Source organism: Streptomyces sp. NPDC040610, from assembly GCF_055594065.1.
The window spans coordinates 1,493,669-1,518,965 of record NZ_JBVIXA010000001.1 but is presented as its reverse complement, the minus strand read 5'-3'; the positions used below and the strand labels follow the sequence as shown (position 1 = coordinate 1,518,965).

The window sequence follows — 25,297 nt, the reverse complement described above, 5'->3', positions numbered from 1 at the left end:
GATCTCCTGCTGCGTAAGGGTGATGGGCGCAGGTTAGCCGGGGCACGCGCGCACGCGGAAATCGATTCAGCCGCCGGGGCGCCGGAGCGGCAGTGGCGCGCCCATCACGGCGTACGGCTTGGGGGCGCTCGGGAAGAGCACGTTGCGGGCCAGATCGGTGTAGCCGAGGGAGCGGTACAGGGCGCGGGCGGGGCTCTCGGTGTCGATGGCGGAGAGGATGGAGCGGGGTTCGGCGGCGGCGTCGGTGATGGTGGTGATGAGGGTGCGGCCGAGGCCGCGGTTCTGGTAGCCGGGGCGCACGTGCAGCTCGGTGATCACGAAGGAGTCGTCGAGCCAGCCCTCGAGGCCCCAGCCGCGCAGATAGGGCTCGACGACGGTGGACCACCAGTGCGCGCGGTCGTTGGGCATGCCATAGACGAAGCCGACGAGCCGTCCGTCGCGGGTGGTCGCGCCGAGCGCCCGGGCGCCGGGGTGGGTGAGGTGCCGCAGGACGATCTGGCGGCGCACCGCGATCTCGTCGTCGCTGAGCCCGAAGGCGAGGGCCTGTACGCGCAGTGCGTCGTCCACCCGCGCGGCCAGGTCGACCGGCCCGATCACGACGTCGTCAGTCATGCGCGAACCCTACTTCGCGGCACGTCGTGGCAGTACGGAGCGGGCGCGGCGGCCGGGCGCGAGCGACTGGATCAAGACGTGCGCGGGGGTGACGGCGAGGGCGGTCGGGCTCGCGGGAGCGCCGTGCGCCCGGCGCCGTCGCGGGCCGGAGCAGCTCGGAACGGCTCAGAACAGCACGCTCATGAACGCCCCGACTTCCTTGAACCCCACCCGTCGGTAGGTCGCCCGTGCGGCCGTGTTGAAGTCGTTGACGTAGAGGCTGACGACCGGGGAGATGTCCGCGAGGGCGTACTTCAGGACGGCCGCCATGCCGGGGGCGGCGAGCCCCTGCCCCCGGTACTCGGGCGCGACCCAGACGCCCTGCACCTGGCAGGCGCGGTCCGTGGCGGCGCCGATCTCGGCCTTGAAGACGACGCGGCCGTCGGCGTCGATGCGGGCGAAGGAGCGGCCGGAGCCGACGAGTTCGGCGACCCGGGCCTGGTAGAGCAGGCCGCCGTCGCCTGCGAGCGGGGAGATGCCGACCTCCTCGGTGAACATCGCCACGCACGCCGGCATGATCGTCTCCATCTCGTCCTTGCGGACGCGGCGGACGTACGGATCGGGCGTGATGTCGTCGGGCAGCCGGTCGGTGACCATCAGGGGCTGCTGGGAGCGGACCTCGCGGGCGGGTCCCCAGGACGGTTCGAGCAGGCGCCACAGGCGGGCGGTGGGCTCGGCGGGGCCGACGATGGAGGAGCAGCGGCGTCCGGCCCTGCGGGCGCGGTCGGCGAAGCCGCGGACGGCGCGCGGGGTGGCGCAGATCGGGACGAGGTTGGCGCCCGCGTAGCACAGGGACTCCAGCATGCCGTCCTCGTACCAGCCCCACATCTCGCCGCCGAGGCGCCACGGGTCGAGGCCCGCGACGCGCACCCGGGCCGTGACGAAGGCGTTCGCGACCGGCTCGCGGTCGAGCACGGCGAGCGCGGCGTCCAGGTCACTCGGATCGAGGACCCTGGTGGTGGTCTGGGTCAACACGTGCGGGGGCCTCACCATACGGTCTGCTGATCTCCGCACTGTACCTGGCGAGGTTCCGCGACGCCGCCCGGTTACCGCCCGGTCGCCGTGCGGCGGCCGGGCGGCGACCTGCGCGGTCAGCGGCGCCGCACGTGGCCGTGGCCGACCTGGATCTCGTCGATCTTGAGCTGGCGGTGGAAGTTGGGGGCGGTGGCCGCGGCCCAGGTGGTGCTGATGTCGAGCCTGAGCAGCCGGGTCCGGACGCCGTCGCCGAGGTCGATGAAGCGGATGCCGCGGGCGCTCTCCAGGACGCCCGTCTTGATCTGCTGCCACCGTCTGCCGTCGTCGCTGACGGACACGGTGTAGTCCTTGATGCGGGCGGAGTCCTCCGGCCTGCCGAAGGTCGAGCGGTTGTGGGTGGGTGACCACTCGCGCTGGTTGATGCCGAGGAACGCGGCCTTCTTCCGCTTGCCGAGGTCGAGCGTCACGGAGACGGGGAGGGCGCCCTTGTTGTCCGAGTACGTGGTGAAGTCGCCGTCGGTCAGGGCGGGGTCGTCGGCCTTGACGGAGCCGGTGGGGTGGTAGCCCTCGCGGCCGCGTTCGGTCTCGACCTTGAAGACGGTGTCGTACGCGTCCCAGTTCTCGATCGACCGGATGGTGAGGCGGCCGTCGCTCTGGGCGAACGGCAGCGGCTCGCCGGTGCGCAGGTCGGTGACGCGCTTGACGCGGTGGCCGTTGTCGCGCAGGCGGATCCGGTCGCCGGTGGTGGGGCGGGTGGTGACGTGGACGTACTGCGTGGTGGGCCTGGCGCGGCTGAGAGTCACGTAGCCGTACGCGCCGTCGTTCCATGTGCCCGGCTGCATGCCGCCGTGCAGGTAACCGCCGCCGTCGACGCCGTGCAGGGACTCCCGGACGGGCGGCAGGTAGTCCTTCATGAAGTCGGTGAACTTCTGCTGCTGGGGCGGGAATCTGCCGTCGACCATGGCCTGGAGGTCCATGAGGGACTTGATGGACGTGCCCGAATTGGCCACGTAGCGGCCGACGTTGAGGCCGGTGTCGACCGGGCGGTCCTGGCCGTCGTACCACCAGGCGCCGGTGCTCGGCACCTTGTAGCAGGACTCGGTCAGGCGCGGCATGGGCGTCCAGATCGCCGAGGGCTGGTCGTAGGCCGGGGTCATGCCGGTCTTCTGCTCGTGGGACACCATGTCCATGGCCGGGGTGTCCTCGTTGTTGTTGCTCAGCGTCATGTCGGGGCGCTGCTCGCGGATCCGCTCGTAGAGCTTGTGCTGCTCCCAGTACTCGTTGTCGTTGTCGATCCAGAAGCCGGACAGGCCGGGGTAGTTGTCCATGACCTCGAAGAAGTTGTCGTAACCGAACTCGCCGAAGCCGGGGCGCCGGGTGAGGTCGATGTCGCGGCCCTTGTGGGCGGAGTAGGCGGCCGAGTCGAGGGTCTCGACGCCCTGTTCGTCGTGCCACTTGGGGTCGTCGGTCATGTAGAGGATCGTCTTGACGCCCTTGGCCTCGCCCGCCTTGATCAGTTCGCCGAGGAAGTCACGCTCGGTGGAACAGGTGCCGGGGATGTCCGAGGGCCAGGGGCGGGCGTAGCCGAGGCGGGAGTGGAAGGTGGCGAGGACGATGTAGCTCGCGTCGAGCTTCTTGGCCTCGTCGACCCAGTAGTCGGGCGTCCAGCCGCCGTCGGTGACGGCCTTCTCCCAGGCCCGGCAGTCGTAGTGCTTGGGGCTGGTGAACATGCCCCAGTGCAGGAACAGCCCGGCGGTGGCGTTTCTGAGCATGGACTGGCGGGGCGGGTCGGGGGCGGGCTTGTGGGGCTGCGCCGTGGAGGTGCCGGTGCCGGCGAGGAGCAGCCCGCCGAGGAGGGCGAGGACGGCGGCCCAGAGGGGCAGGGGTCTGGTGCGGGTGTGGGTGCGGGTGCGGTGCCTCGTGGCGGGTGTCATGGGTGGTGGACCTCGGTTCCGTGGACGGAGACCTTGCGGGGCGTGAGCTGTCGGGCGTCTTCGGCGTCCTCGACACCCTGGTCATCGGATGAATCACCGCCGGGGACACGGCAGCCAAAGACGGCGGAGCCGGACGCCGTGACGGCGACGGCAGGCCGCAGGCCATGGCTCCGAGGTGGCCCAACCTTGTGAGTCTTACGGAACACGGGGGCTCCCTCGGACATCGGCGGGGACGAGGCCGCCGCGAGGTAGCGCTTCCTCGATCCAGGTGCCCGAACAAGGTCCTGCCATACATCGGAGCTGTCAAGACGGTGCACTGGCGGAACCGCGAACATGCAGTTCAACGGGGAGGGTGCCGGACTCGCCCCCGGCCCGGGGAGTCCTTCCCGCGGGCGCGCGGTTGGTCGGGCACGTGCGGCAACTGTGCCACCGCTGCGCGGCGGCTTCCTCCCACCCGCCCACCCGTGAAGGTTGGCCCCGGGGAAACCCCTGGAAACCCGCGGCAGCTCCCGGCGAGGGAGTTGTGGGGTCGGGCGGCCAGGGAGTTGTGGGACTCAGGGGGCCGCAGGGAGACCGGTGCGGCTCCCGACCAGGAAGCCGTGAACCCGAGGGGCACCTCCGGAAGAGCCGACGCAGCCCCGCCCAGGAAGCCGTCAGACCCAGTGCAGACGTCACGGGTGAGCGGAATAACCGGCGCGCCAGCGGCACCACCACCACAGCCGGGCAGCCAGGCAGCCGCCAATTCACCCGCAGGCCCCCGGGCTACGCAACCGACCCGAACCACAGGCCCCCGGGGCCACCACACTCACCCCCGGCCCATCCAACGCCCCACAGCCACGGGTGGGCGCGTGGGGAGAATCCGCCGCGCCAGAGGCGGCACCCCCACGGCGGGACAGCCGCCGACGGCCCCCAGACACCCCGCCGCACACAACCAACCCGAACAAGAGCCCCCGGAGCACCACACCAACCCCGACCACCGCACGTCCCACAGCCACGGGTGGGCGGGCGGGAGCAAACCCGCCGCGCCAGCGGCGGGACACCCCCCACGGCGGGCCGGCCGCCGACGGACCGCAGACACCCGCCCGGCAGGGCACCCCGCACAAGGCCCAGGGGCCAGAACTAGCTGACCGAGACCGAAGGCTCCCCCGACATCACGCCGTCCTTCTCCATCTGTTCGGCGATCTTGAGGGCCTCTTCGATGAGGGTCTCGACGATCTTGGACTCGGGGACGGTCTTGATGACCTCGCCCTTGACGAAGATCTGGCCCTTGCCGTTGCCGGAGGCGACGCCGAGGTCGGCCTCGCGGGCCTCGCCGGGGCCGTTCACGACGCAGCCCATGACGGCGACGCGGAGCGGGACCTCCATGCCGTCCAAGCCCGCGGTGACCTCTTCGGCGAGCTTGTAGACGTCGACCTGCGCGCGCCCGCAGGAGGGGCAGGAGACGATCTCCAGGCGGCGCTGCTTGAGGTTCAGGGACTCCAGGATCTGCATACCGACCTTGACCTCCTCCGCGGGAGGCGCGGAGAGGGAGACGCGGATCGTGTCGCCGATGCCCTCGGAGAGCAGCGCGCCGAAGGCGACGGCCGACTTGATCGTGCCCTGGAAAGCGGGCCCGGCCTCGGTCACGCCGAGGTGCAGGGGGTAGTCGCAGGCGGCGGCGAGCTGCCGGTAGGCGTTGACCATGACGACGGGGTCGTTGTGCTTGACCGAGATCTTGATGTCCCGGAAGCCGTGCTCCTCGAAGAGGGACGCCTCCCAGAGGGCCGACTCGACCAGCGCCTCGGGCGTCGCCTTGCCGTACTTCTTCAGCAGGCGGGCGTCCAGAGATCCCGCGTTGACGCCGATGCGGATCGGGGTGCCCGCGTCGCCCGCGGCCCGCGCGATCTCCTTGACCTTGTCGTCGAACTGCTTGATGTTGCCGGGGTTCACGCGCACCGCCGCACACCCGGCGTCGATCGCGGCGAACACGTACTTCGGCTGGAAGTGGATGTCGGCGATCACGGGGATCTGCGACTTGCGAGCGATGGTGGAGAGCGCGTCGGCGTCGTCCTGCGTGGGGCACGCCACCCGTACGATCTGGCACCCGGACGCCGTCAGCTCGGCGATCTGCTGCAGCGTCGCCCCGATGTCCGACGTACGCGTCGTCGTCATCGACTGCACCGACACCGGCGCGTCCCCGCCGACAGCCACCGAACCGACCTGGATCTTGCGGCTGACCCGGCGGTCGGCGAGCTTGGTCGGTACGGACGGGATTCCGAGAGAAACGGCAGTCATCTGGCGTGCATCCCCAAGGTGTGGATCAAGGTCCCGAGTTCGGCGGGCACCGGTCTTCGCGGCGTCGCCACCCGATCGCGGCTTCGCTGCTACATCGCTCATTCGCGGGTTCGAGGTTACGGCACCCCACAGGGCTCAAGCACATCCCGCCCCGATGTCCACCCATTGGCGGGCGGCCTCGCACACACAGCGGCGGTCGGCCACACATGGTGCCCGACCGCCGCAAACATCGCGTGTCTAGGAAATTCTCACCGGGTTAACCACATCCGCGATGAGCACCAGAATGGTGAAGCAGATGAAGATCCCGGCGACGACATAGGCGACGGGCATCAGCTTCGCCACGTCGAAGGGGCCGGGGTCCGGCCGCCGGAACACCTTCGCCACGTTGCGGCGCAGCGACTCCCACAGTGCACCCGCGATGTGCCCACCGTCCAGCGGCAGCAGCGGCAGCATGTTGAACAGGAACAGCGACAGGTTGAACCCGGCGAGCAGGAACAGCATCATCGCGATCTGGTTCTCCGGCGGGATGTCCAGGGTGAACACCTCACCGCCGACGCGGGCCGCGCCGACGACGCCCATGGGCGAGTCCTGCTTGCGGTCGCCGTCGCCGAAGGCCGCGTCCCACAGGTCGGGGATCTTCGAGGGCAGCGCCACGATGGACTCGACGCCGTTCTCCATCATGTTGCCCATGCGGTCCACGGACTCGCCGAAGGACTGCTGGACGATGCCGGAGGCGGGCGTGAAGCCGAGGAACCCGGCGTACACATACTTGCCCTCGACGTAGCCGCCGTCGCCGTCGGTCTTGCTGACCTGGTTCTTGATCAGGTTGGCGTGCAGGTCGAGGCGCTTGCCGTCGCGCTCGACGGTGAGCGTCGCGGGGCCGACGGTCTCGCGGATCTTCGACTGGAGCGCGGACCAGTCGCCCACGTCCTTGCCCTGGAAGGCGACGATCTTGTCACCGGCCTTGAGGCCCGCGGCCTTGGCGGGGGCGGGCTTGTCGCCCTTCGCGCAGGTGTTGCGGTTCTGGCTGGCCTCGATGACGCAGTCGGAGACCTTGCCGACCGATGTCGTCTGCGTGCTGATGCCGAAGGTCATCATCACGCCGAGGAAGATCACGACGGCCAGGATCAGGTTCATGAAAGGCCCGGCGAACATCACGATCACGCGCTTCCAGGGCTTGCGCGTGTAGAACAGGCGGCTCTCGTCGCCCGGCTTGAGCTCCTCGAAGGCCGCGGAGCGGGCGTCCTCGATCATGCCGCGCCAGGGCGAGGTGGAGCGTGCCTCTATCTTCCCGTCCGGTCCCGGCGGGAACATGCCGATCATGCGGATGTAGCCGCCGAGCGGGATGGCCTTGATGCCGTACTCGGTGTCGCCCTTCTTGCGCGAGAACAGCGTCGGGCCGAAGCCGACCATGTACTGGGGCACCCGGATGCCGAACATCTTCGCGGTCGACAGGTGGCCCAGCTCGTGCCAGGCGATCGAGAACAACAGCCCGATCACGAAGACGACTATGCCGAGGATCATCATCAAGGTCGTCATGCACGAGCCTCCGCGGTCGTCTGGTTCCCCGTCGTCGACGAGGTGGTCGTGGCCGTCAGTTCACGGGCCCGGGCGCGCGCCCAGGTCTCCGCTTCGAGGACGTCCGCCACGGTAAGCGAGGTTCCCGCGCGCGGTGTGCCGTGTTCGGCGACGACCTGGGTCACGGTCTCCATGATGCCGTTGAAGGGCAGCGCGCCCGCCAGGAAGGCGTCCACGCACTCCTCGTTGGCGGCATTGAACACCGCCGGGGCCGTGCCCGCGAGCTCCCCGACGTGCCGGGCGAGCCCGACCGAGGGGAACGCCTCGGTGTCGAGGGGGAAGAACTCCCAGGTCGAGGCCTTGGACCAGTCGAAGGCGGGGGCCGCGTCCGGCACCCGCTCGGGCCAGCCGAGGCCGATCGCGATGGGGCCGCCCATGTCGGGCGGCGTCGCCTGCACGATCGTGGAGCCGTCGACGTACTCGACCATGGAGTGCACGTACGACTGGGGGTGCACGACGACCTCGATGCGGTCGAAGGGGATGTCGTACAGGAGGTGCGCCTCGATCACCTCCAGGCCCTTGTTGACCAGCGTCGCGGAGTTCACCGTGATCACCGGGCCCATGGCCCACGTGGGGTGCGCGAGCGCCTCCTCGGGGGTGACGTGCGCCAGATCGGCCTTGGTCCGGCCCCGGAAGGGGCCGCCGGACGCGGTCACGACGAGCTTGCGGACGTCGGCGCGGGTGCCCGCGGCGAGCCCCTGGAACAGCGCGGCGTGCTCGGAGTCGACCGGGATGATCTGGCCGGGCTTGGCGAGCGCCTTGACCAGCGGGCCGCCGACGATCAGCGACTCCTTGTTGGCCAGCGCGAGCGTGTGGCCCGCCTCCAGGGCGGCGAGGGTGGGGGCGAGGCCGATGGAGCCGGTGATGCCGTTGAGGACCGTGTGGCAGTGGGCCGAGTCGGTCGCGGCGAGCTGCGTGGCCGCGTCCGGGCCCGCGACGATCTCGGGCAGCGGCTCCCCGGTGCCGTACTCCTCGCGCAGTGCCTCGCGCAGTGCCGGTACGACGTCCTCGCGGGCGACCGCGACGGTGCGCACCCGCAGTCGCCTGGCCTGCTCGGCGAGGAGCGCGACGCGGCCGCCCGCGGCGGACAGGGCCGTGACGCGGAAGCGGTCGGGGTTGCGCAGCACCAGGTCGATGGCCTGGGTGCCGATCGAACCCGTGGAGCCGAGGATGACGATGTCCCTCGGTCCTTCGGTCCCGACGGGGTCGAAGACGAGGTGCGGGTCGGCGAGGGGGGCAGGGCTTTCGCTCATGCCCCCATTGTGGCCGTAGCGGGGCCGGGATCCGACAGCGCCTCTCGGCTCGCGCCGCGCCCTCGCGGGGGCGCCCCAGTCCCGCCCCTTCTCCGAAACCGGGGGCTGCCGCCCCCTGGACCCCCGCTGATCGGCGCTCCGCGCCTCGTCCTCAAACGCCGGACGGGCTATCTATAGCCCCTCGTGGGGGTCCCCCCTGCTCCTTAAGAGCTTGGGGGAGTTTGAGGAGCGGGGTCTGGGGCGAAGCCCCGGTTTCGGAGCGGTGCCTCAGCGGATGGGGCGGTGGACGTTCTCCCGTGTGCTCGCGCCCGGTGTCGCGTCCGCGATCCACGGGCCGTCGCCGCTGGGGTCGATGACGCCCTGCTCCAGCCAGGTGTACGTACCCGAGAGGACGCCCTTGACCACCCGGCGGTCCAGGTCGTCGGTGTTGGTCCACAGGCGGCCGAAGAGTTCGTCGACGCGGATGCGGGACTGGCGGCAGAAGGTGTCGGCGAGCTGGTAGGCCTCACGGCCGTGGGCCTCGGTGGTGCGCAGGAGTTCGGCGCGCACACAGGCCGCGCTCATCGCGAACAGTTCCGCGCCGATGTCGACGATCCGCCCGAGGAAGCCCTGCTTGGTCTCCATCCGGCCCTGCCAGCGGGACATGGCGTAGAACGTGGAGCGGGCCAGCTTGCGGGCCGAGCGCTCGACGTACCGCAGATGGGCAGCGAGGTCCGCGTGCCCGGCCGGATGGAAGTCGGCGTACGTACGCGGGAGTTGACCGGGCCCGGCGACGAGCTTGGGCAGCCAGCGGGCGTAGAAGACACCGGCCGCGGCCCCGGCGCGGGCCTTGTCGGAGAGGGTCTTCTCGGGGTCGATGAGATCCCCCGCGACCTTCAGGTGGGCATCCACGGCCTCGCGGGCGATCAGCAGGTGCATGATCTCCGTGGAGCCCTCGAAGATGCGGTTGATGCGCAGGTCGCGCAGGATCTGCTCGGCGGGCACGGCCCGCTCGCCGCGCGCGGCGAGGGACTCGGCGGTCTCGAAGCCGCGGCCGCCGCGGATCTGCACCAGCTCGTCGGCCATCAGACAGGCCATCTCGGAGCCGTACAGCTTGGCGAGGGCGGCCTCGATGCGGATGTCGTTGCGGTCCTCGTCGGCCATCTGCGAGGACAGGTCGAGCACGGCCTCCAGGGCGAAGGTGGTCGCGGCGATGAAGGAGATCTTCGAGCCGACGGCCTCGTGGTACGCGACGGGCTTGCCCCACTGCTCGCGCGCGGCCGACCACTCGCGGGCGATCTTCAGGCACCACTTGCCCGCGCCGACGCACATCGCGGGCAGCGAGAGGCGGCCGGTGTTGAGGGTGGTGAGCGCGATCTTCAGGCCCGCGCCCTCGGGGCCGATGCGGTTGGCGGCGGGGACGCGCACCCGGTGGAAGCGGGTGACGCCGTTCTCCAGGCCGCGCAGGCCCATGAACGCGTTGCGGTTCTCGACGGTGACGCCCTCGGACGCGGCCTCGACGACGAAGGCCGTGATCCCGCCCTTGTGGCCCTCGGACTTGGGCACCCGCGCCATCACGACGAGCAGGTCGGCGACCACGCCGTTGGTGGTCCAGAGCTTCACGCCGTCCAGGACGTAGTCGTCGCCGTCGGGGACGGCTGAGGTGGCGAGACGGGCCGGGTCGGAGCCCACGTCCGGCTCGGTGAGCAGGAACGCGGAGATGTCCGTGCGGGCGCAGCGCGGCAGGAACGCGTCCCGCTGCTCCTGGGTGCCGAACAGCTTCAGGGGCTGCGGTACGCCGATCGACTGATGGGCGGAGAGCAGCGCGCCGATCGCGGGGTTGGCGGAGCCGACGAGCGCGAGCGCCTTGTTGTAGTACACCTGCGTGAGGCCGAGCCCGCCGTACTTGGTGTCGATCTTCATGCCGAGCGCGCCGAGCTCCTTGAGGCCGTTGACCACCTCGTCCGGGATCAGCGCCTCGCGCTCGATGCGGGCCGAGTCGATCTTCGTCTCGCAGAAGTCACGCAGTTTGGCCAGGAACTCCTCGCCGCGCTGGGCCGCCTCGTCGGTGGGCAGCGGGTGCGGGTGGACCAGGTCGAGCCGGAAGCGGCCCAGGAACAGTTCCTTGGCGAAGCTGGGCTTGCGCCAGTCCTGCTCGCGGGCGGCCTCGGCGACCTGCCTGGCCTCGCGTTCGGAAACCTTGGGCTCTGTGGAGTGTGGTGCGGACAAGAGGCTCACCTCGCCGCGAGTCGGGATCATGGGATCGGATGGTTACTCACCGGTGCTACTGGATCGTTGGTACCCGATTCCGGGCATTGTCACCAGCCTTCGCGCAGCGAACGCCCACCCGCTGGCAACGGAAACGGCCGGAGCCCCCGCACAGCGGGCTCCGGCCGTTCTGTCCCCGGTGCGACTAGAGCTCGATGCCCGTCAGGACCATCACGCGCTCGTACGTGTAGTCGTCCATGGCGAAGCGGACGCCCTCGCGGCCGACGCCGGACTGCTTCACACCGCCGTACGGCATCTGGTCCGCGCGGTAGGAGGGCGCGTCGCCGATGACGACGCCGCCGACCTCCAGGGCGCGGTGGGCGCGGAAGGCCGTCTGCAGGTCGTGGGTGAACACGCCCGCCTGGAGGCCGTACTTGGAGTCGTTGACGGCGTCGTACGCGGCCTGCTCGCCGTCGACCTTCGTCACCGTCATGACGGGGCCGAAGACCTCCTCGCAGGCGATCGTGACATCGGCCGGTACGTCGGCGAGGACGGTCGGCGCGTACGTGGCGCCGTCGCGCTTGCCGCCGGTCAGGAGCTGGGCACCGGCCTGCACGGCCTCGTCGACCCAGGACTCCACACGCTTGGCCGCGTCCTCGTTGACCAGCGGGCCGACGTCGGTCTTCGGGTCGGACGGGTCGCCGGTGACCTGGCCCTCCACCGCCTTGACGATCTTCGGAAGCAGCCGGTCGTACACCGACGCGTCCGCGATCACCCGCTGCACGGAGATGCAGGACTGGCCGCCCTGGTAGTTGGAGAAGGTCGCGACGCGCGCGGCGACCCAGTCCAGGTCGGCCTCGGAGGAGAAGTCGCCGAGGACGACCGCGGCGCCGTTGCCGCCGAGCTCCAGGGTGCAGTGCTTGCGCGGCACCGAGTCCATGATCGCGTAGCCGACCTTCTCGGAGCCGGTGAAGGAGACGACCGGAAGCCGCTCGTCCTGAACGAGCGCGGGCATCTTGTCGTTCGCGACCGGGAGCACCGACCACGAGCCCGCGGGCAGCTCGGTCTCGGCGAGCAGCTCGCCGATCAGGAGGCCCGACAGGGGGGTCGCGGGGGCAGGCTTCAGGATGATCGGCGTGCCGACGGCGATCGCCGGGGCGACCTTGTGGGCGCACAGGTTCAGCGGGAAGTTGAACGGCGCGATGCCGAGGACGACGCCCTTGGAGAAGCGGCGGGTGAAGGCGAGGCGGCCCTGGCCGCCGGCGTCCGTGTCCAGGCGCTGGGCCTCGCCGCCGTTGAAGCGGCGGGCCTCCTCGGCGGCGAAGCGGAACACGGAGACGGCGCGGCCGACCTCGCCGCGCGCCCACTTGATCGGCTTGCCGTTCTCGGCGGAGATCAGCTGCGCGATCTCCTCGGTGCGCTCGACGAGGCGGCGGCTCACGTGGTCGAGGGCGGCGGCGCGGACGTGCGCCGGGGTCGCGGCGAACTCGTCGCGCACGGCGTAGGCGGCCGCGACGGCCTCCTCCACCTGCGCGTCGGTGGGCACGGCCGCCTTGCCGACGAGGCGCCCGTCCCAGGGCGAGGTGACGTCGAGCGTGGTCTCACCGGTGGTCTGGCGACCGGCGAGCCAGAAGGCGTGGATGGAAGTCATGAGAATCCCGGCCCTTCCGCGGAGGTTCGTTCGTCTTCGGGGGTACGGGGTCCACCGTAGGGGTGGAGGTTTCTGCGGGGGGTTGTCCGAGTCGGCGTAGTGGGGTTGCTCGGCGCACCGTTCTGGCAGGGCTGGCTCGGCCGGGGCCCGGGGCGGCCGGAAGGTTCTGGCAGGCCCACCTTCCCGCCGATCGCCGCTCCGCGGCCCGTCCCACCCGCACGGGACGTCCAGCCCCTTTCAGCCCGTCCGGCGCTTGAGGACGAGCCGCGGAGCGGCGACAAGCGGGGGGCCGGGGGCGCGGCCCCCGGTTTCGGAGAAGGGGTGGGACTGGGGCGCCCCGCGAGGGCGACGGTCGTGGCCGGAGGTCATTCGCCCGACGTCGACGTCGCCTTCAGGGACAGCCACAGCTCCATCCGGACGTCCGGGTCGTCCAGGGAGCGTCCGAGGATCTCCTCGACCCGCCGCATGCGGTACCGCAGCGTGTGCCGATGCACCCCGAGGTCGGCGGCAGCGGCATCCCACTGCCCGTGCCGCGACAACCACGCCCGCAGCGAGGCGACCAGATCCCCCCGCCCGGTGGCATCGTGCTCGCGCAGCGCCCGCAGCAACCCGTCCGCGAACGCCCGCACCGCGTCGTCGGCGAGCAACGGCAGCACCGACCCCGCGGCCAGCTCCTCGTGCTCCACGAGACACCGCCCACGCCGCCGGGCGACGGACAGCGCCTGCTCGGCCTGCTTGTAGGCGGGCGCGGCGGCGATGGGCCCGGCGGGCGCCGAGAGCCCCATGAGCGGCCCGGGCTCCTCGGCGGGTTCCCGCCCCTCGGCCCGACCGGCGTCGACGAGCGCCGCGTACTCGACGGTGGCGAGCTGCGCCGCCCCGCCGTCGGCGACGAGCAGCACGAGCCGCTCGCCGTAGGGCACGACGAGCAGCGCCTCGCCGAACCGCGCCGCAGCCGACTCGACGGCGTCGACCAGCTCCGCCGACCAGGCCCCCTCGGCCGCTCCCGCCCCCTCGCCCGCCGCCTCCGCGGGCCCGGCCGCCTCGGCGACGACCAGCCGGAACGGCGCGTCGAGCAGCCCGCCGTACAGATCACCGGCGACCGCGCGGGCGTGATCCGGCTCCCCGGCGAGCAGCATCCGCAGCACGGCGGAGCCGATCCTGGCCTCCGCGGCCTGGAGGGAGCGGGACCGCTCGGTGGTGAGGGTGAGGAGGGCGATGGCGGAGTGCACGGCGTAGCGCTCGGCGGTCCCGAGGGTGGAGGCCGTGCCGACGGCCAGCGCGGCCCGCGGCCGCCGCCCGGTGCCGAGGGTGTGCAGCTCGACCCGGTCGTCGGCCCCGGCCACGACGAGGCTGGCGGGCGCGGGCCGCTCCCGCAGCCGCTCGACGTCGGGGGTGAGCCGGACGGCGCGCCGGACGGCCCACTCGGGCGCGGTGGCGACGACGGCGCCCGAGGCGTCGTACAGCGCGGCCCAGCCGTCGACCTGCGCGGCGAGCGCGCCGAGCAGCCCCTGCGCGCCGTCGCCGAGGGCCTGCTTGGTCAGCTCGCGCTGGGCGGCGAAGCCGGCGGTGACGGCGCGGTACTGGTCGGCGGCGATGGCGGCGGAGACGGCCTTGCTGATGGCGAGGAAGGGGGTGCGGCGCGGCACCTCGATGAGCGGCAGCTCCTCCGCCCGTGCGGCCTCGACGAGCGCGTCGGGGATGTCGGGGTAGTTCACGCCGACCGCGAAGCCGAGCCCGACGACACCCGCGCCGACGAGCCGCTTCACATAGCGCCGCATCGTCTCCGGGTCCTCCGCGTCCAGCTGGAGCGCGGTGATCAGGAGCAGCTCGCCGCCTTCCATGTACGGCACGGGGTCGGCGAGCTCGCTGACGTGGGCCCAGCGCACGGGGGTGTCCAGGCGGTCCTCGCCCGCGCGCACGGTGAGCTTGAGCGCGGAGTGGTGGACGAGCGAGGCAAGCGTGGGCGGCATGGGACCTTCAGGTCGTACGGCGGCGGAGTCCGGTCGGCGGGACCGCGGGCGGGTGCGGTGCGGAGGCGGCGGGTGCCGCGGGCGGGTGACGTGCGGAGGAGGCGGGTCCTGCGGGCGGGTGCGGGGGTCGTGCGGGCGGGTGCCGGTGAGCCGTACGCCGGGCCGGGCCGCCGAGGGCTCATCAGTTGATCTTTTGGCCGTCGCGTATGACGGCTGCTGTCGATTCTGCCTCACCGTATGGTCGCCCCGGGCAGCTTGCGGGGTATAGACAGCGCCCTTCAGCGCACGCCGGGGGCGTGCTCTCACCTCTGCGCGCCCCCGCCTCACGCCGAGGTCGCGCCGGGGCGGGCGGGTCGACCGGCCCACCGGAAACGGTGGCGCACGCCCCCGAACTCAAGCCCCCAGATCCACCCACACGCCGTACAGCCCCACCGGAATCAGACCCCCCGCGGACACACGAGGGTCACCCCCGCAGATCCACCAGCAACGGCGGCGCGTGCTCCCCCCGCACATCCGTCAGCGACAGCACCGCGTGCCCCGGCGGCACCGCGTGCGCCAGTTCGGAGGCCGACCAGCGCTCCCGCTCGACCTGGCGGACGGTGACCGCGCGGGCGGTCGGCGCCCGTCCGGTGATCACCCGGCGCAGGGCGTGCACGACCTTGCCGAGGGGCTCCTCGGCGATGATCTGGCGGTCGGTGACGTCCCGCGCCTCCGTCCACTCCTTGCCCCAGACCTCCGCGAAGTCCTGCCCGTCCCAGGGGGTGAGCCCGGACAGGGCCATGCGGCAGCCGACGGCGCCGAGGAGGGGCGTACGCAGCGGGCGCGGGGCGTCGTCCAACGTCCGCAGTGTCATCACGACCCCCGCGTTCGCGGACCGCAGCCGCTGGATGCGGCGCACCGCCTCCGGCGTGACCGTGCCGGTCGCGTCGTCGAGGACCAGGCAGGCGAACAGGGAGCGGTCGTCGCGCACCGCCGCGGACGCGGTGAACTGCGCGAGCACGAGCCGCGCCAGGATCCGGGAGGCGTCCGCGTGCCCGCGCTCGGGCAGGTCGATGCGGACCCGCACCGGGTGGTCGAGGGCGCGCAGGGAGAAGGGCGTGGTCTGGCCGGAGGTGTCGAAGAACGCGGCGAACGCGGGCCGGTCGAGCAGTGCGATGCGGTCGGCGAGGATCGCGCCGGGGTCGCCGGGGTGCCCCAGCTGCCGCTCGCGGGCGTCGAGTTCGCGCAGCATGACCTCCTGCCCGGCGTTCTGGAGGGCCTTGCGGAGTGCTTCGAGGGGGCCGGGGACGCCGTCGAGCAGGGCCCGCAGCTCCGGTACGGCGGGGAACCGGCCGTGGACCGCGTGGAACGGGCCGAGGAGCTGGGCGAGGACGGTGGTCGAGCGGCGGCTGTCGGCCCCGGGGTGCGGGTCGACGAGGTCGCCGACCAGCGCCTCGGCGAGGACGGCGGCGGCCTCGTCGGGGTCGGTCGTGCCGCCGTAGAGGTCGAGGTCGTACACGGAGTCCGGGTGGCCGACGCGCACCACCACGTCGTAGTCGTCGCCGGGCCCGAGGCCCGCGCCCGACGCGCCCACGACGACGACGGCAGCGCGCCCCGCGAGGGCCTGCAGGCACAGGGCCTCGGCGAGCGGCCACACCACCGTGCCGGTCTTGCCGGACCCGGCGGGCCCGACCGCGAGCAGGGAGGTGCCCATCAGGTCGGGGCCGAGCGCGAGGCCGGTGCCCCGGTAGGCGTACGGGTTGCGCGGGTCGTCCACCGTCGTGCCGATGCACACCTGCGCGGTGGCGAGGTCGTGCCGGGCCGCCCGCGCGGGCAGGTCGCGGTCGCCGGAGGGGTGCGGGCAGGCGGCGGCGCCGTCGCGGACGACGGCCTCGGTGAAGGTGGCGAGGGGGCTGTTGCCGGAGCGCACGGAGCGCCAGGCGCGGGCGATGCGGGCGACGTCGATGTCCCGCATCCGCCCCGCGCGGGCGTCGGCGGCGAGCCGATCGGCGGCGGCACCGGCTCCGGCGGCGCGGAGCTTGGGCCACTCGGCGGGGTCTTCCTCGGGCGGGGGCGGCGGGGCGGCGGGCGCGGGGCGCTTGAGGCGGGGGGCGACGAAGCGGCGCCACACCTCGCCCCAGCGGCCGACCCGGCCGACGGCGATCATGATGCCGAGGGCGATGACGGTGTAGTACGTGTTCCAGACGATGGCGTTGCCGACCCTGTCGCCGGTGTAGATCCAGGCGTCGGGCAGGAACAGCTCCAGCGGGACCACCCACCAGCCGCCCAGATAGCCGTTCCACAGCAGCGACCAGACGAGCCAGCCCACCAGGAAGGCGATGACCGCGCCGCTGAGGAGCTGCCGGGTCGGGACGACCTCCGGCTCCTGCTCGGGCCGCGGGCGGTGCCCGAAGCGCCAGACTCCGGGGACCGTCGCGGGGCGGGGCGTGCGCAGCCAGGCGAGGAACTCCTCGCCCTCGGTGAGCGTCGGCGCGCCCGGGGCGCGGGTGGGCCGGGGCGGGAGGGCACGCGCGGCGCCGCCACTCCCGGCGTGCGCGGCGCTGTGTCCGGCGTGCCCGCCACCGCTCCCCGCGCCGTTCCCGGCGCGCCCGGCCTCACCCGCGGGCCGCCCGGCCTCGCTGATGGCGCGCTCGACGTCGCCCCCGCCGCCTCGCGGCAACATGGGCCGCGGCGCCGGCCGCGGCACCGGCGTGGCGTGCGTACCGCGAGCGTCGTGCGTGCCGTCGGAAGTCATGGCCCTTGCCCCCTGACCTGCCCTGTCCAGTGGTTCACGGTGGTTCGCGGCTCAATCTAGTGCCCGCGCCCCGCAGTTAGGCGGCGTGCGCGCCGAACACGCCATCGGGTCCGGGTGTCCGCGGCGGACCGGCCCGGGACATATCGGTGCCATCGGCTGCGACACACCCCTGTTCACCGGTATGTCCACTACGGACAACCGCCACGCCCAACATCTCCCCCGTGGAGCATGCCCGCCCCCCTTCCCCGCCCCTAACCTGCGGAGAAAAGCCAGAAGCGTCCGAAAGACGAGCGTCGGAGAAGGCGCGCGTCGCACGCGTCCGTACGACCCACCCCCAGGAGCCCTCATGACCGACCTTCCCCAGGAGCGCCGCGTCGTCACCGCCATCCCCGGGCCGAAGTCCCAGGAGCTGCAGGCCCGCCGTACCGCCGCGGTCGCGGGCGGCGTGGGCTCCGTGCTGCCCGTCTTCGCGGCGCGCGCCGGCGGCGGCATCATCGAGGACGTCGACGGCAACCGTCTGATCGACTTCGGTTCCGGCATCGCCGTGACGAGCGTCGGCGCCTCCGCCGAGGCCGTCGTACGCCGCGCCTCCGCCCAGCTGCAGGACTTCACCCACACCTGTTTCATGGTCACGCCGTACGAGAGCTACGTGGCCGTGGCCGAGGCCCTGGCCGAGCTGACGCCGGGCGACCACGCCAAGAAGTCCGCGCTGTTCAACTCGGGCGCCGAGGCCGTCGAGAACGCCGTCAAGATCGCCCGCGCGTACACCAAGCGCCAGGCCGTCGTCGTCTTCGACCACGGCTACCACGGCCGCACCAACCTCACGATGGCGCTGACGGCGAAGAACATGCCGTACAAGAACGGCTTCGGCCCGTTCGCGCCCGAGGTCTACCGCGTCCCGGTGGCGTACGGCTACCGCTGGCCGACCGGCGCCGAGAACGCGGGCCCGGAGGCCGCCGCCCAGGCCATCGACCAGATCTCCAAGCAGGTCGGCGCGGAGAACGTCGCCGCGATCATCATCGAGCCGGTGCTCGGCGAGGGCGGCTTCATCGAGCCCGCGACCGGCTTCCTGCCCGCGATCAGCAAGTTCGCCACCGACAACGGCATCGTGTTCGTCGCGGACGAGATCCAGTCGGGCTTCTGCCGCACCGGCCAGTGGTTCGCGTGCGAGCACGAGGGCGTCGTCCCGGACCTGATCACGACGGCCAAGGGCATCGCGGGCGGCCTGCCGCTCGCCGCCGTCACCGGCCGCGCCGAGATCATGGACGCCGCACACGCGGGCGGCCTCGGCGGCACCTACGGCGGCAACCCGGTGGCCTGCGCCGCCGCGCTCGGCGCCATCGAGACGATGAAGGAGCTCGACCTCAACGCCAGGGCGAAGAAGATCGAGTCCGCCATGAAGGCCCGCCTGACCGCGATGGCGGAGAAGTACGACATCGTCGGCGACATCCGCGGCCGCGGCGCCATGATCGCGATCGAGCTGGTCAAGGACCGCGCGACCAAGGAGCCGAACCCCGAGGCGGCCGGCGCGCTCGCCAAGGCCTGCCACGCCCAGGGCCTGCTGGTCCTGACCTGCGGCACCTACGGCAACGTGCTGCGCTTCCTGCCGCCGCTGGTGATCGGCGAGGAGCTCCTGAACGAGGGCATGGACATCATCGAGGCCGCGTTCGCCGAGATCTGATCGGCTTCGGCCGGGTACGCGACCGACGTACCCGGCCGAACACGGCATCGGGAACCACCTCGGAAACCGTCTCGGAAGCCGCCTCGGAAACCGTCTCGGGAGCCATCCCGGCTGGCGCAGGAGCACCCCTGACATGTGCCGACCTCACGCCGTGTGGAAGCTGTGACCAGGGGTGACGGGCAGGGCCTGTGAAGAACGTGTGGGAGCCCCATGTCGGGATACGGTTCCGCCTGTTGGCCCCCTTCCTCCTGACGTACGGTTTCTGCAGATGAGAGAAACACCCCGCCCACGGGAAACCGCGGGCGAGACCGGGTCGGAGCCTCCCCAGCCCCGCCCTGGGCGTGCCTTCGCGCGCACACCTGGAGCCTACGGCTCCGGAACTCCTCACCGATCGGATGGCCGCCCGCCCCAAACCCCCCGGGGCGCGCGGCAGCCCGGTCAGCTCGGCCGCCTCGGAACTACCCCCCCTGTTCCGGGGCGGCCGACCACTTGTCTCCTCCTGGGCCTCGCTCTCGGCGTCCTCTTCGCCCTGTTCACCTGGCAGGTGGCGGCCGACGGTCCGCTGCGCCGCCTCGACGAACGCGCGGGCCGCGCCCTCATGGACGGCCCCCCGCCCCAGCGCCTCGCCGAACTCCTCGCGGACCTGGGCAACATGACGGTCGCCGTGCCGGTCCTCGCCCTGGTCGCCGCGTACACCGCCTGGCGGACCCACCGGACCGCCACCACCCCCTGGTGGCCACCACCCCTCACCGCCGTCCTCACGATGATGGCCGTCCCCCTCCTCGTGATCCCCCTGAAACTGGCCGTCAGCCGCACCGGCCCTCCCGGCATGGACGGCAACGGCTACTTCCCCTCCGGCCACACCGCCACAGCCACCGTCGCCTACGGCGCCGCCACGCTCCTCCTGCTCCCCCACCTCCACCACCCCACCACCCGCCGCGCCCTGACCCTCACCTGCACCCTCCTGAACCTCGCCGTCGGCTACGGCCTGGTCCACAGGGGCTACCACTGGCCCTTCGACGTCCTCGCAAGCTGGTGCCTGAGCGGAATCCTGCTGCTCGTCATGGCGACGAACACGGGACGATACGGTCGGGGGCCGGCCGCGGACTAGCGCTCTCCGCGGCCCATCGCAGACTCCGAGGGGGAGCACATGGCCGACGAGCCGGAGCGGACGGGACAGCTGGAGCCTGTCGCCGTCACGTACGAACGCGGGGACTACGCCCTCACCCGCTCCCCCGGGTACGTGCTCCTGCCGCTGCACGGCCGGTTGATCCACCACGATCCGGCCTGCACCCACCTCACCGACTCCGGGACGCTGCCCCGCTTTCCCGACCCCGACGGCCTGCTGTGGCGCCGGCTGATCGACTCCGCGCCGTCCCAGGACACCGCGGGTCGCGCCGAGTTCGCCAAGTCCATCGGCCTCACCGGCGGCAAGGGGCAGCCCATCACGGGTGTGTGCGGCTGTGTGCTCGCGCCCGTGTCCGCCGCCGTGGCCGAGACGCTGCCGCCCTGGCCGCTGGCCGAGGCGCTCGCCGCGTTCGACCGGAAGCGGAGCGCGGCCCCGCTGGCCGAGATGGCCGCGCAGGCCGAGGAGATCCGGCGGGCCTTCCCGTGGGAGGACTGGCCGACGCTGCCACTCGACCGGTTCGCGCTGGGTCTCGGCGACAGCGCGCAGACCAGGCCCTACTGCTATCTCCTGGAGTTCGCCAGCAGCACGCTCGGATCCATCGCGGGCGGCTCCGCGCGCAAGCACCTGATCTACTTCCGGGCCCAGGACGGCAGTTGGTGGCACGACTCGCGCTACGCGAGCGCCGAGGAGGCCTGGGAGCAGGTGCGCGCCGGTCTCGTCGAGGCCGTCACGGCCGCCCGCGAGGGACGCACGGCCGACATCGACGCCATCGACGCCATCCGCTCGGGCCCCGCGCTGGTCGCCAAGACCCTGCGTGTGTACGCGCCGGACTCCGCCCTCAGCCTGTACGCGCACCCCTGGGTGGCGCACTTCCTCCAGCGGCTGACCGGAGAGCCCGTGCCGAAGCTGGAGCGGTTCGCGCTCCAGGCGCGGCTCAAGGACGTCATCGACACCGACCTGCGTTTCGCCGGCTGGTCGTACGACGAGGCCGTGATGTTCCTGTTCTGGTGGGCCGACCCGCAGCGCACCGAGCAGATCGTGAAGATCGCGGCAGGCCGGGACGGCAGCGTGTGGGAGGCGTGCCGCGCGGGCGGGTACATCGCCGTCGGCTGGGACGAGGTCGGCGACCTGCGGGCGTACGCGGACAAGGACGAGTACGCGGCGGCTTTCAAGGCCGCGTACTCCGAGGAGTACCACGGCCACCAGCCGAAGATCACCGCGAAGGCCAACGAGCTGTGGAAGCTCCTGAGTCTGCGCCCCGGTGACATCGTCGTCGCCAACACCGGCGCGAGCCAGGTCCTGAGCGCGGGCCGGGTGACGGACGAGGGCTACGCGTGGCGCCCGGACCGTGACGACCACCGGCACACCGTCGGCGTCGACTGGGACGACCGGTACGCCACGCGCCTCGAGGAGCCCGAGCGGTCCTGGGCCACGGTGACTGTCAAGGACGTACCGGCCGCCCTGTGGACGAAGATCCGCCGCGCCAAGTCGGACGGCGTGCGGACGGGCCCCGACGACGAGGCATCGGCGGATGCGCTGCCGGAGGTCGCGGCGGCGGTCGCGCAGCCCCTGGACGCGGAGCTGCGCACGCTCGCGGACGCCCTCGAACGGCGCGGCCAGGCCGTCCTGTTCGGCCCGCCCGGCACCGGCAAGACGTACACCGCGCTGCGGTTCGCGGTGCGCCGCCTCGGCGAACTGTCCGGGCTGCCCGGCGTCGACCCGTACGCCGAGCCGGGCACGGCGGCCTTCGGCGCGGCGCTCGACGCGCTCACGGCCGCCGGTCGCCTGACGACCGTGACGTTCCACCCGAGCTACGGGTACGAGGACTTCATCGAGGGCTACCGGCCGGTGCGGGCGAGCGGCGCGGGGGCGGGCGGCATCTCCCTGGGCCTCAGCGACGGCGTGTTCAAGCGGGTGTGCGCGGCCGCCGCGGCCGACCCCGGCCATCCCTACCTGGTGGTCGTGGACGAGCTGAACCGCGGGCATCTGCCCAAGATCCTCGGTGAGGCGGTGACGCTCCTGGAGAAGGACAAGCGGGGCCGCTCGGTCACGCTGCCGCTCAGCCAGGCCCCGTTCACGATCCCGCCGAACGTGTACGTGATCGGCACCATGAACACCGCCGACCGCTCCATCCGCGCGCTGGACGCGGCCGTCCGCCGCCGCTTCGCCTTCCTCGAACTCCTCCCGGACTCCGCGCCGCTCCAGGGCTGCCATGTCGACCAGTTGCACCTGGCCGACCTTCTCGACACCCTCAACCAGCGGATCCGCACCCATCTGGACCGCGAGAAGCAGATCGGGCACGCCTTCTTCCTGCCGGGCGGCGCCCCCGTGGACTCCGCCGCCGAACTCGCCGCGATCGTCCGCAGCGAGATCCTGCCGCTCCTCCAGGAGTACGCGTACGACGACTACACCCTCCTCGCCGCCTTCCTCGGCGACGACCTCGTCGACACCGGCACGCACACCCTGCGGGACCTCAGTGACGAGGACCTGGTCACCGCGCTGTACACGGAACTCCAGGTCAAGGGCGGGACGGAGTAGCGTGCCGACACCCGTGAGCGGGGCCGGCACGCCGGTGGTGGGGGTGCGGGAGTACGCGACGGCCCTCGTCGAGGGCGTCACGCTGAGCGCCGCCGACCGTCGGCTGTGCGCCGGACAAGGCCTCGTGGACCGCCTCACGGTTCGGGAACTCGCGCGCGGGCGGCTGGAGGTGACGGCATACCAGCACGTCGGCGTGGTGCGCCTCGACGCCTGCGAGATCCGCGTCCGGCCCAAGTACCTGGGCGAGGACCTCGACGTCCTGCGGATGCTCGCGTACGCCGCCGACGGCACCTGCCCGCCCCTGGACGCCCACCGCACGGCCGCCGACGGCGCCCCGAACCTGCGGGATCTGGTGGCGCTGCTCGTCACCGAGCACGCCGAACGGCTGCTCGGCCACGGCGTGCGGCGCGACTATGTGACGTCCGAGGACGACCTGTCGGCCGTCCGCGGGCGGCTCCTGGTGGACCGTCAGGTGCTGCGCCTGCACGGTCGCGTCGACCGGCTCGCCTGCCGCTTCGACGACCACGACGCTGACGTGCTCGACAATCGCCTGTGCGCGGCCGCCACCGACCTCGCCGCCCGCACGACGCGTGACCCGGCCGTGCGGGCCAGGGCCCGACGGGCGGCGGCGCGGTTCGCCGCGCTGGCGCCGGGGCCGCTCGGGGACCTGCGGACGGCGCTCGCCGGGCTCGACTACCACCGGCACAACGAGCACTACCGCGCCCCGCACCGCTGGTCCGCGCTGCTCCTCGGCGGCGGCGGCATCGCGGACCTGTTCGCCGCCGGACCGCTGGCCTCACGCGCGTTCCTCGTCGACATGAACACCCTCTTCGAGGCCTTCGTGACCCGCCTCCTCACGGACGCGGCGGACGGCGAGTACACCGTCCAGGGCCAGTCCCGGCAGCGGGGTGTCCTGCACGACGAGCGCCTCGACCGGCCGTACAGCGAGGTCCGGCCGGACGCGGTGATCACGGGCCCGGACCTGCGCCTGCCGGTGGACGTCAAGTACAAGCTGTACGGCACCGGCACCCGCGGCGGAAAGCTGAGCACCGCCGATCTGTACCAGGCCTTCCTGTACGCCCACGCGCTCGCCCGGCAGCCGGAGGGCCGGGTGCCGACCTGCGTCCTCGTCCACCCCGGCGGCCCTTCCGCGCACCGCGAGAGCGTAGCCGTGCGCCGAGGGGACGGCGGCGGGACGGCGGCCCGGGTCCGGTCGCTGCCGCTGGATCTGCCATGGGTGCTGCGGGAGTTGGCCGGGTCCGGGCGGGCGGGGGCGTTGGCGCGGGTGTGGGGCCAGGTGCTGGCCTGACCCCCAGCGTCCAGCGGTTCCGCATCGGCCCGGTGAGCCGCCGTACCCGCCCCTCAGCCGAAGTAGCTGTCGAAGTTCCTTGAGAACTCCCAGTTGTTGAAGCGGTCCCAGTTGATGGACCACGTCATCAGGCCGCGCAGGGTGGGCCACTTGCCGTGGGGCTTGTAGGGGCCGCAGTTGGTGTTCTTGGTCAGGCAGTCCAGGGACTTGTTGACCTCGGCGGTGGAGACGTGGCCGTTGCCCGCGTTCACCGAGGCGGGCATGCCGATGGCTATCTTCTCCGGGGGCAGGGGCGGGAAGACGTTGGCGGCGTTGCCCTTGACCGGGAAGCCGGTGAGGAGCATGTCGGTCATGGCGATGTGGAAGTCCGCGCCGCCCATCTGGTGGTACTGGTTGTCGAGGCCCATGATCGGGCCCGAGTTGTAGTCCTGGACGTGCAGCAGGGTGAGGTCGTCGCGCAGGGCGTGGATGACCGGGAGGTAGGCGCCCGCGCGCGGGTCGGCGCCCCACTGGCCGGGGCCGTAGTGCTGGTAGCCCAGCTGTACGAAGAACGTCTCCGGGGCCATCGTGAGGGTGAAGCCGGGGCCGTACTTGGCCTTGAGCGTCTTCACCGCCGAGATCAGGTTCACGATCACCGGGGTCGTGGGGCTCTTGAAGTCCGTGTCGTTGGCGTTCAGCGACAGCGAGTGGCCCTCGAAGTCGATGTCCAGGCCGTCGAGGCCGTACTCGTCGATGATCGCGGAGACGGACGAGACGAACTTGTCCCTGGCCTGGGTGGTCTTCAGCTGCACCTGGCCGTTCTGGCCGCCGATGGAGATCTGGACCTTCTTGCCCTGGGCCTGCTTGGCCTTGATGGCCGCCTTGAACTCGTCCTTCGTCTCGACGTTCGGGCACTCCGTCTTCGGGCAGAGGCCGAAGCGGATGTCGCCGGACGTGGCCGAGGTGGGCTCGCCGAAGGCCAGGTCGATGATGTCCCAGCTCGCCGGAGTGTCCGCGAGGCGCGTGTAGCCGGAGCCGTTGGCGAAGCTGGTGTGCAGATAGCCGACGAGGGCGTGGGCGGGGAGGGCCTCGGCGTCGGCGGACGGGGACTTGGTGTCGGCGGGCGCCGAAGTCGTCGGGGGCGCCGAGTCCGCCGTGCTCGGCGCGGCGAGCAGGCCGGACGCCGCGAGCGCGAGTGCGGCCGCCGCAGTGAGGAGTCTGGGTCTGCGCAGGGGTGAGCGGGAGCGGTCCACAACTGCCTCCGGAGGTGGGGGGATTGGAGAGCAGGACGCGCTCAAGATGGTCCAGACCAATGCTGTTGTCAAGGGTGTTGGCAGGACTGCCGCAGGGCCGGTGCAGGGCTGCTGTCCCGTCTTCTGCAGGGCTGCCGTCCGGTCTTCGCACAGCACCGCCCCCGCCGTGTGCAGGGGGTGTCCAGCGGTGCTGAGGGGGCG

At 72.2% G+C, this 25,297-nt stretch carries 14 protein-coding genes and 1 pseudogene; 4 read left to right on the top strand and 11 right to left on the bottom strand.

Annotated elements, in window-relative coordinates; translation table 11 throughout:
* Positions 1–66: 66 nt before the first annotated feature.
* The 10 genes from ACZ6AA_RS06715 to ACZ6AA_RS06670 form a co-directional block, all read right to left on the bottom strand.
* On the bottom strand, positions 67–612 hold the full coding sequence (locus ACZ6AA_RS06715) for a GNAT family N-acetyltransferase (RefSeq protein WP_468451831.1): 546 nt from the start codon (positions 610–612) through the stop codon (positions 67–69).
* A 165-nt stretch (positions 613–777) separates the two neighbouring features.
* A complete protein-coding gene (locus ACZ6AA_RS06710) occupies positions 778–1,626 on the bottom strand; it encodes a GNAT family N-acetyltransferase (RefSeq protein WP_471456546.1) in 849 nt (282 codons plus the stop codon).
* 116 nt (positions 1,627–1,742) lie between these two features.
* A complete protein-coding gene (locus ACZ6AA_RS06705) occupies positions 1,743–3,560 on the bottom strand; it encodes an alpha-L-fucosidase (RefSeq protein WP_471456544.1) in 1,818 nt (605 codons plus the stop codon).
* A gap of 1,119 nt (positions 3,561–4,679) precedes the next feature.
* The gene (gene ispG / locus ACZ6AA_RS06700; protein ID WP_468451835.1) at positions 4,680–5,834 is read right to left on the bottom strand and encodes a flavodoxin-dependent (E)-4-hydroxy-3-methylbut-2-enyl-diphosphate synthase; all 1,155 of its coding nucleotides are present in this window, start codon (positions 5,832–5,834) and stop codon (positions 4,680–4,682) included.
* A gap of 237 nt (positions 5,835–6,071) precedes the next feature.
* Entirely contained in the window at positions 6,072–7,373 is a 1,302-nt protein-coding gene (locus ACZ6AA_RS06695; RefSeq protein WP_468482001.1) for a M50 family metallopeptidase, read from the bottom strand.
* Complete coding sequence (gene dxr, locus ACZ6AA_RS06690) at positions 7,370–8,665, bottom strand: 1-deoxy-D-xylulose-5-phosphate reductoisomerase (RefSeq protein WP_468451839.1); 1,296 nt, start codon at positions 8,663–8,665, stop codon at positions 7,370–7,372. Before dxr ends, ACZ6AA_RS06695 begins: the two co-directional genes overlap by 4 nt.
* Positions 8,666–8,932: 267 nt before the next feature.
* Positions 8,933–10,903, bottom strand: coding sequence for an acyl-CoA dehydrogenase family protein (locus ACZ6AA_RS06685; RefSeq protein WP_468451841.1), 1,971 nt, complete (start codon positions 10,901–10,903; stop codon positions 8,933–8,935).
* A gap of 154 nt (positions 10,904–11,057) precedes the next feature.
* Positions 11,058–12,503 (bottom strand): aldehyde dehydrogenase family protein, encoded by a 1,446-nt coding sequence (locus ACZ6AA_RS06680; RefSeq protein WP_468451843.1) that lies wholly within the window; start codon positions 12,501–12,503, stop codon positions 11,058–11,060.
* 365 nt (positions 12,504–12,868) lie between these two features.
* Positions 12,869–14,473, bottom strand: coding sequence for a PucR family transcriptional regulator (locus tag ACZ6AA_RS06675; RefSeq protein ID WP_471456541.1), 1,605 nt, complete (start codon positions 14,471–14,473; stop codon positions 12,869–12,871).
* Positions 14,474–14,936: 463 nt separating this feature from the next.
* Positions 14,937–17,207: an ATP-binding protein gene (locus tag ACZ6AA_RS06670; RefSeq protein WP_471456539.1), complete on the bottom strand. Its 2,271-nt coding sequence runs from the start codon at positions 17,205–17,207 to the stop codon at positions 14,937–14,939.
* Between the two features lie 346 nt (positions 17,208–17,553).
* On the opposite strand from ACZ6AA_RS06670, the gene gabT reads away from it, so the two are divergent.
* The 4 genes from gabT to ACZ6AA_RS06650 all read left to right on the top strand — a co-directional run bounded on the left by gabT (position 17,554) and on the right by ACZ6AA_RS06650 (position 23,864).
* Complete coding sequence (gabT, locus tag ACZ6AA_RS06665) at positions 17,554–18,888, top strand: 4-aminobutyrate--2-oxoglutarate transaminase (protein ID WP_468451849.1); 1,335 nt, start codon at positions 17,554–17,556, stop codon at positions 18,886–18,888.
* A 544-nt stretch (positions 18,889–19,432) separates the two neighbouring features.
* Positions 19,433–19,999 (top strand): phosphatase PAP2 family protein, encoded by a 567-nt coding sequence (locus tag ACZ6AA_RS06660; RefSeq protein WP_468451851.1) that lies wholly within the window; start codon positions 19,433–19,435, stop codon positions 19,997–19,999.
* A 39-nt stretch (positions 20,000–20,038) separates the two neighbouring features.
* The gene (locus ACZ6AA_RS06655; protein WP_471456537.1) at positions 20,039–22,555 is read left to right on the top strand and encodes an McrB family protein; all 2,517 of its coding nucleotides are present in this window, start codon (positions 20,039–20,041) and stop codon (positions 22,553–22,555) included.
* Positions 22,556–22,568: 13 nt separating this feature from the next.
* Positions 22,569–23,864 carry an McrC family protein gene (locus ACZ6AA_RS06650; RefSeq protein ID WP_471456535.1) on the top strand — a complete coding sequence of 432 codons (1,296 nt, stop codon included), beginning with the start codon at positions 22,569–22,571 and terminating at the stop codon, positions 23,862–23,864.
* Positions 23,865–23,917: 53 nt separating this feature from the next.
* On the opposite strand, the pseudogene ACZ6AA_RS06645 reads toward ACZ6AA_RS06650, so the two are convergent.
* Positions 23,918–25,000 (bottom strand): annotated as a pseudogene (locus ACZ6AA_RS06645) (chitinase); the annotation flags it as partial.
* Positions 25,001–25,297 lie beyond the last annotated feature (297 nt).

What these genes read in the sequence shown, in the direction of transcription:
- ACZ6AA_RS06715 (WP_468451831.1), bottom strand. Translation starts at nt 612, where the DNA reads ATGACTGACGACGTCGTGATCGGGCCGGTCGACCTGGCCGCGCGGGTG.
- ACZ6AA_RS06705 (WP_471456544.1), bottom strand. Translation starts at nt 3,560, where the DNA reads ATGACACCCGCCACGAGGCACCGCACCCGCACCCACACCCGCACCAGA.
- ispG (WP_468451835.1), bottom strand. Translation starts at nt 5,834, where the DNA reads ATGACTGCCGTTTCTCTCGGAATCCCGTCCGTACCGACCAAGCTCGCC.
- ACZ6AA_RS06695 (WP_468482001.1), bottom strand. Translation starts at nt 7,373, where the DNA reads ATGACGACCTTGATGATGATCCTCGGCATAGTCGTCTTCGTGATCGGG.
- dxr (WP_468451839.1), bottom strand. Translation starts at nt 8,665, where the DNA reads ATGAGCGAAAGCCCTGCCCCCCTCGCCGACCCGCACCTCGTCTTCGAC.
- ACZ6AA_RS06685 (WP_468451841.1), bottom strand. Translation starts at nt 10,903, where the DNA reads ATGATCCCGACTCGCGGCGAGGTGAGCCTCTTGTCCGCACCACACTCC.
- ACZ6AA_RS06680 (WP_468451843.1), bottom strand. Translation starts at nt 12,503, where the DNA reads ATGACTTCCATCCACGCCTTCTGGCTCGCCGGTCGCCAGACCACCGGT.
- ACZ6AA_RS06675 (WP_471456541.1), bottom strand. Translation starts at nt 14,473, where the DNA reads ATGCCGCCCACGCTTGCCTCGCTCGTCCACCACTCCGCGCTCAAGCTC.
- ACZ6AA_RS06670 (WP_471456539.1), bottom strand. Translation starts at nt 17,207, where the DNA reads ATGACTTCCGACGGCACGCACGACGCTCGCGGTACGCACGCCACGCCG.
- gabT (WP_468451849.1), top strand. Translation starts at nt 17,554, where the DNA reads ATGACCGACCTTCCCCAGGAGCGCCGCGTCGTCACCGCCATCCCCGGG.
- ACZ6AA_RS06655 (WP_471456537.1), top strand. Translation starts at nt 20,039, where the DNA reads ATGGCCGACGAGCCGGAGCGGACGGGACAGCTGGAGCCTGTCGCCGTC.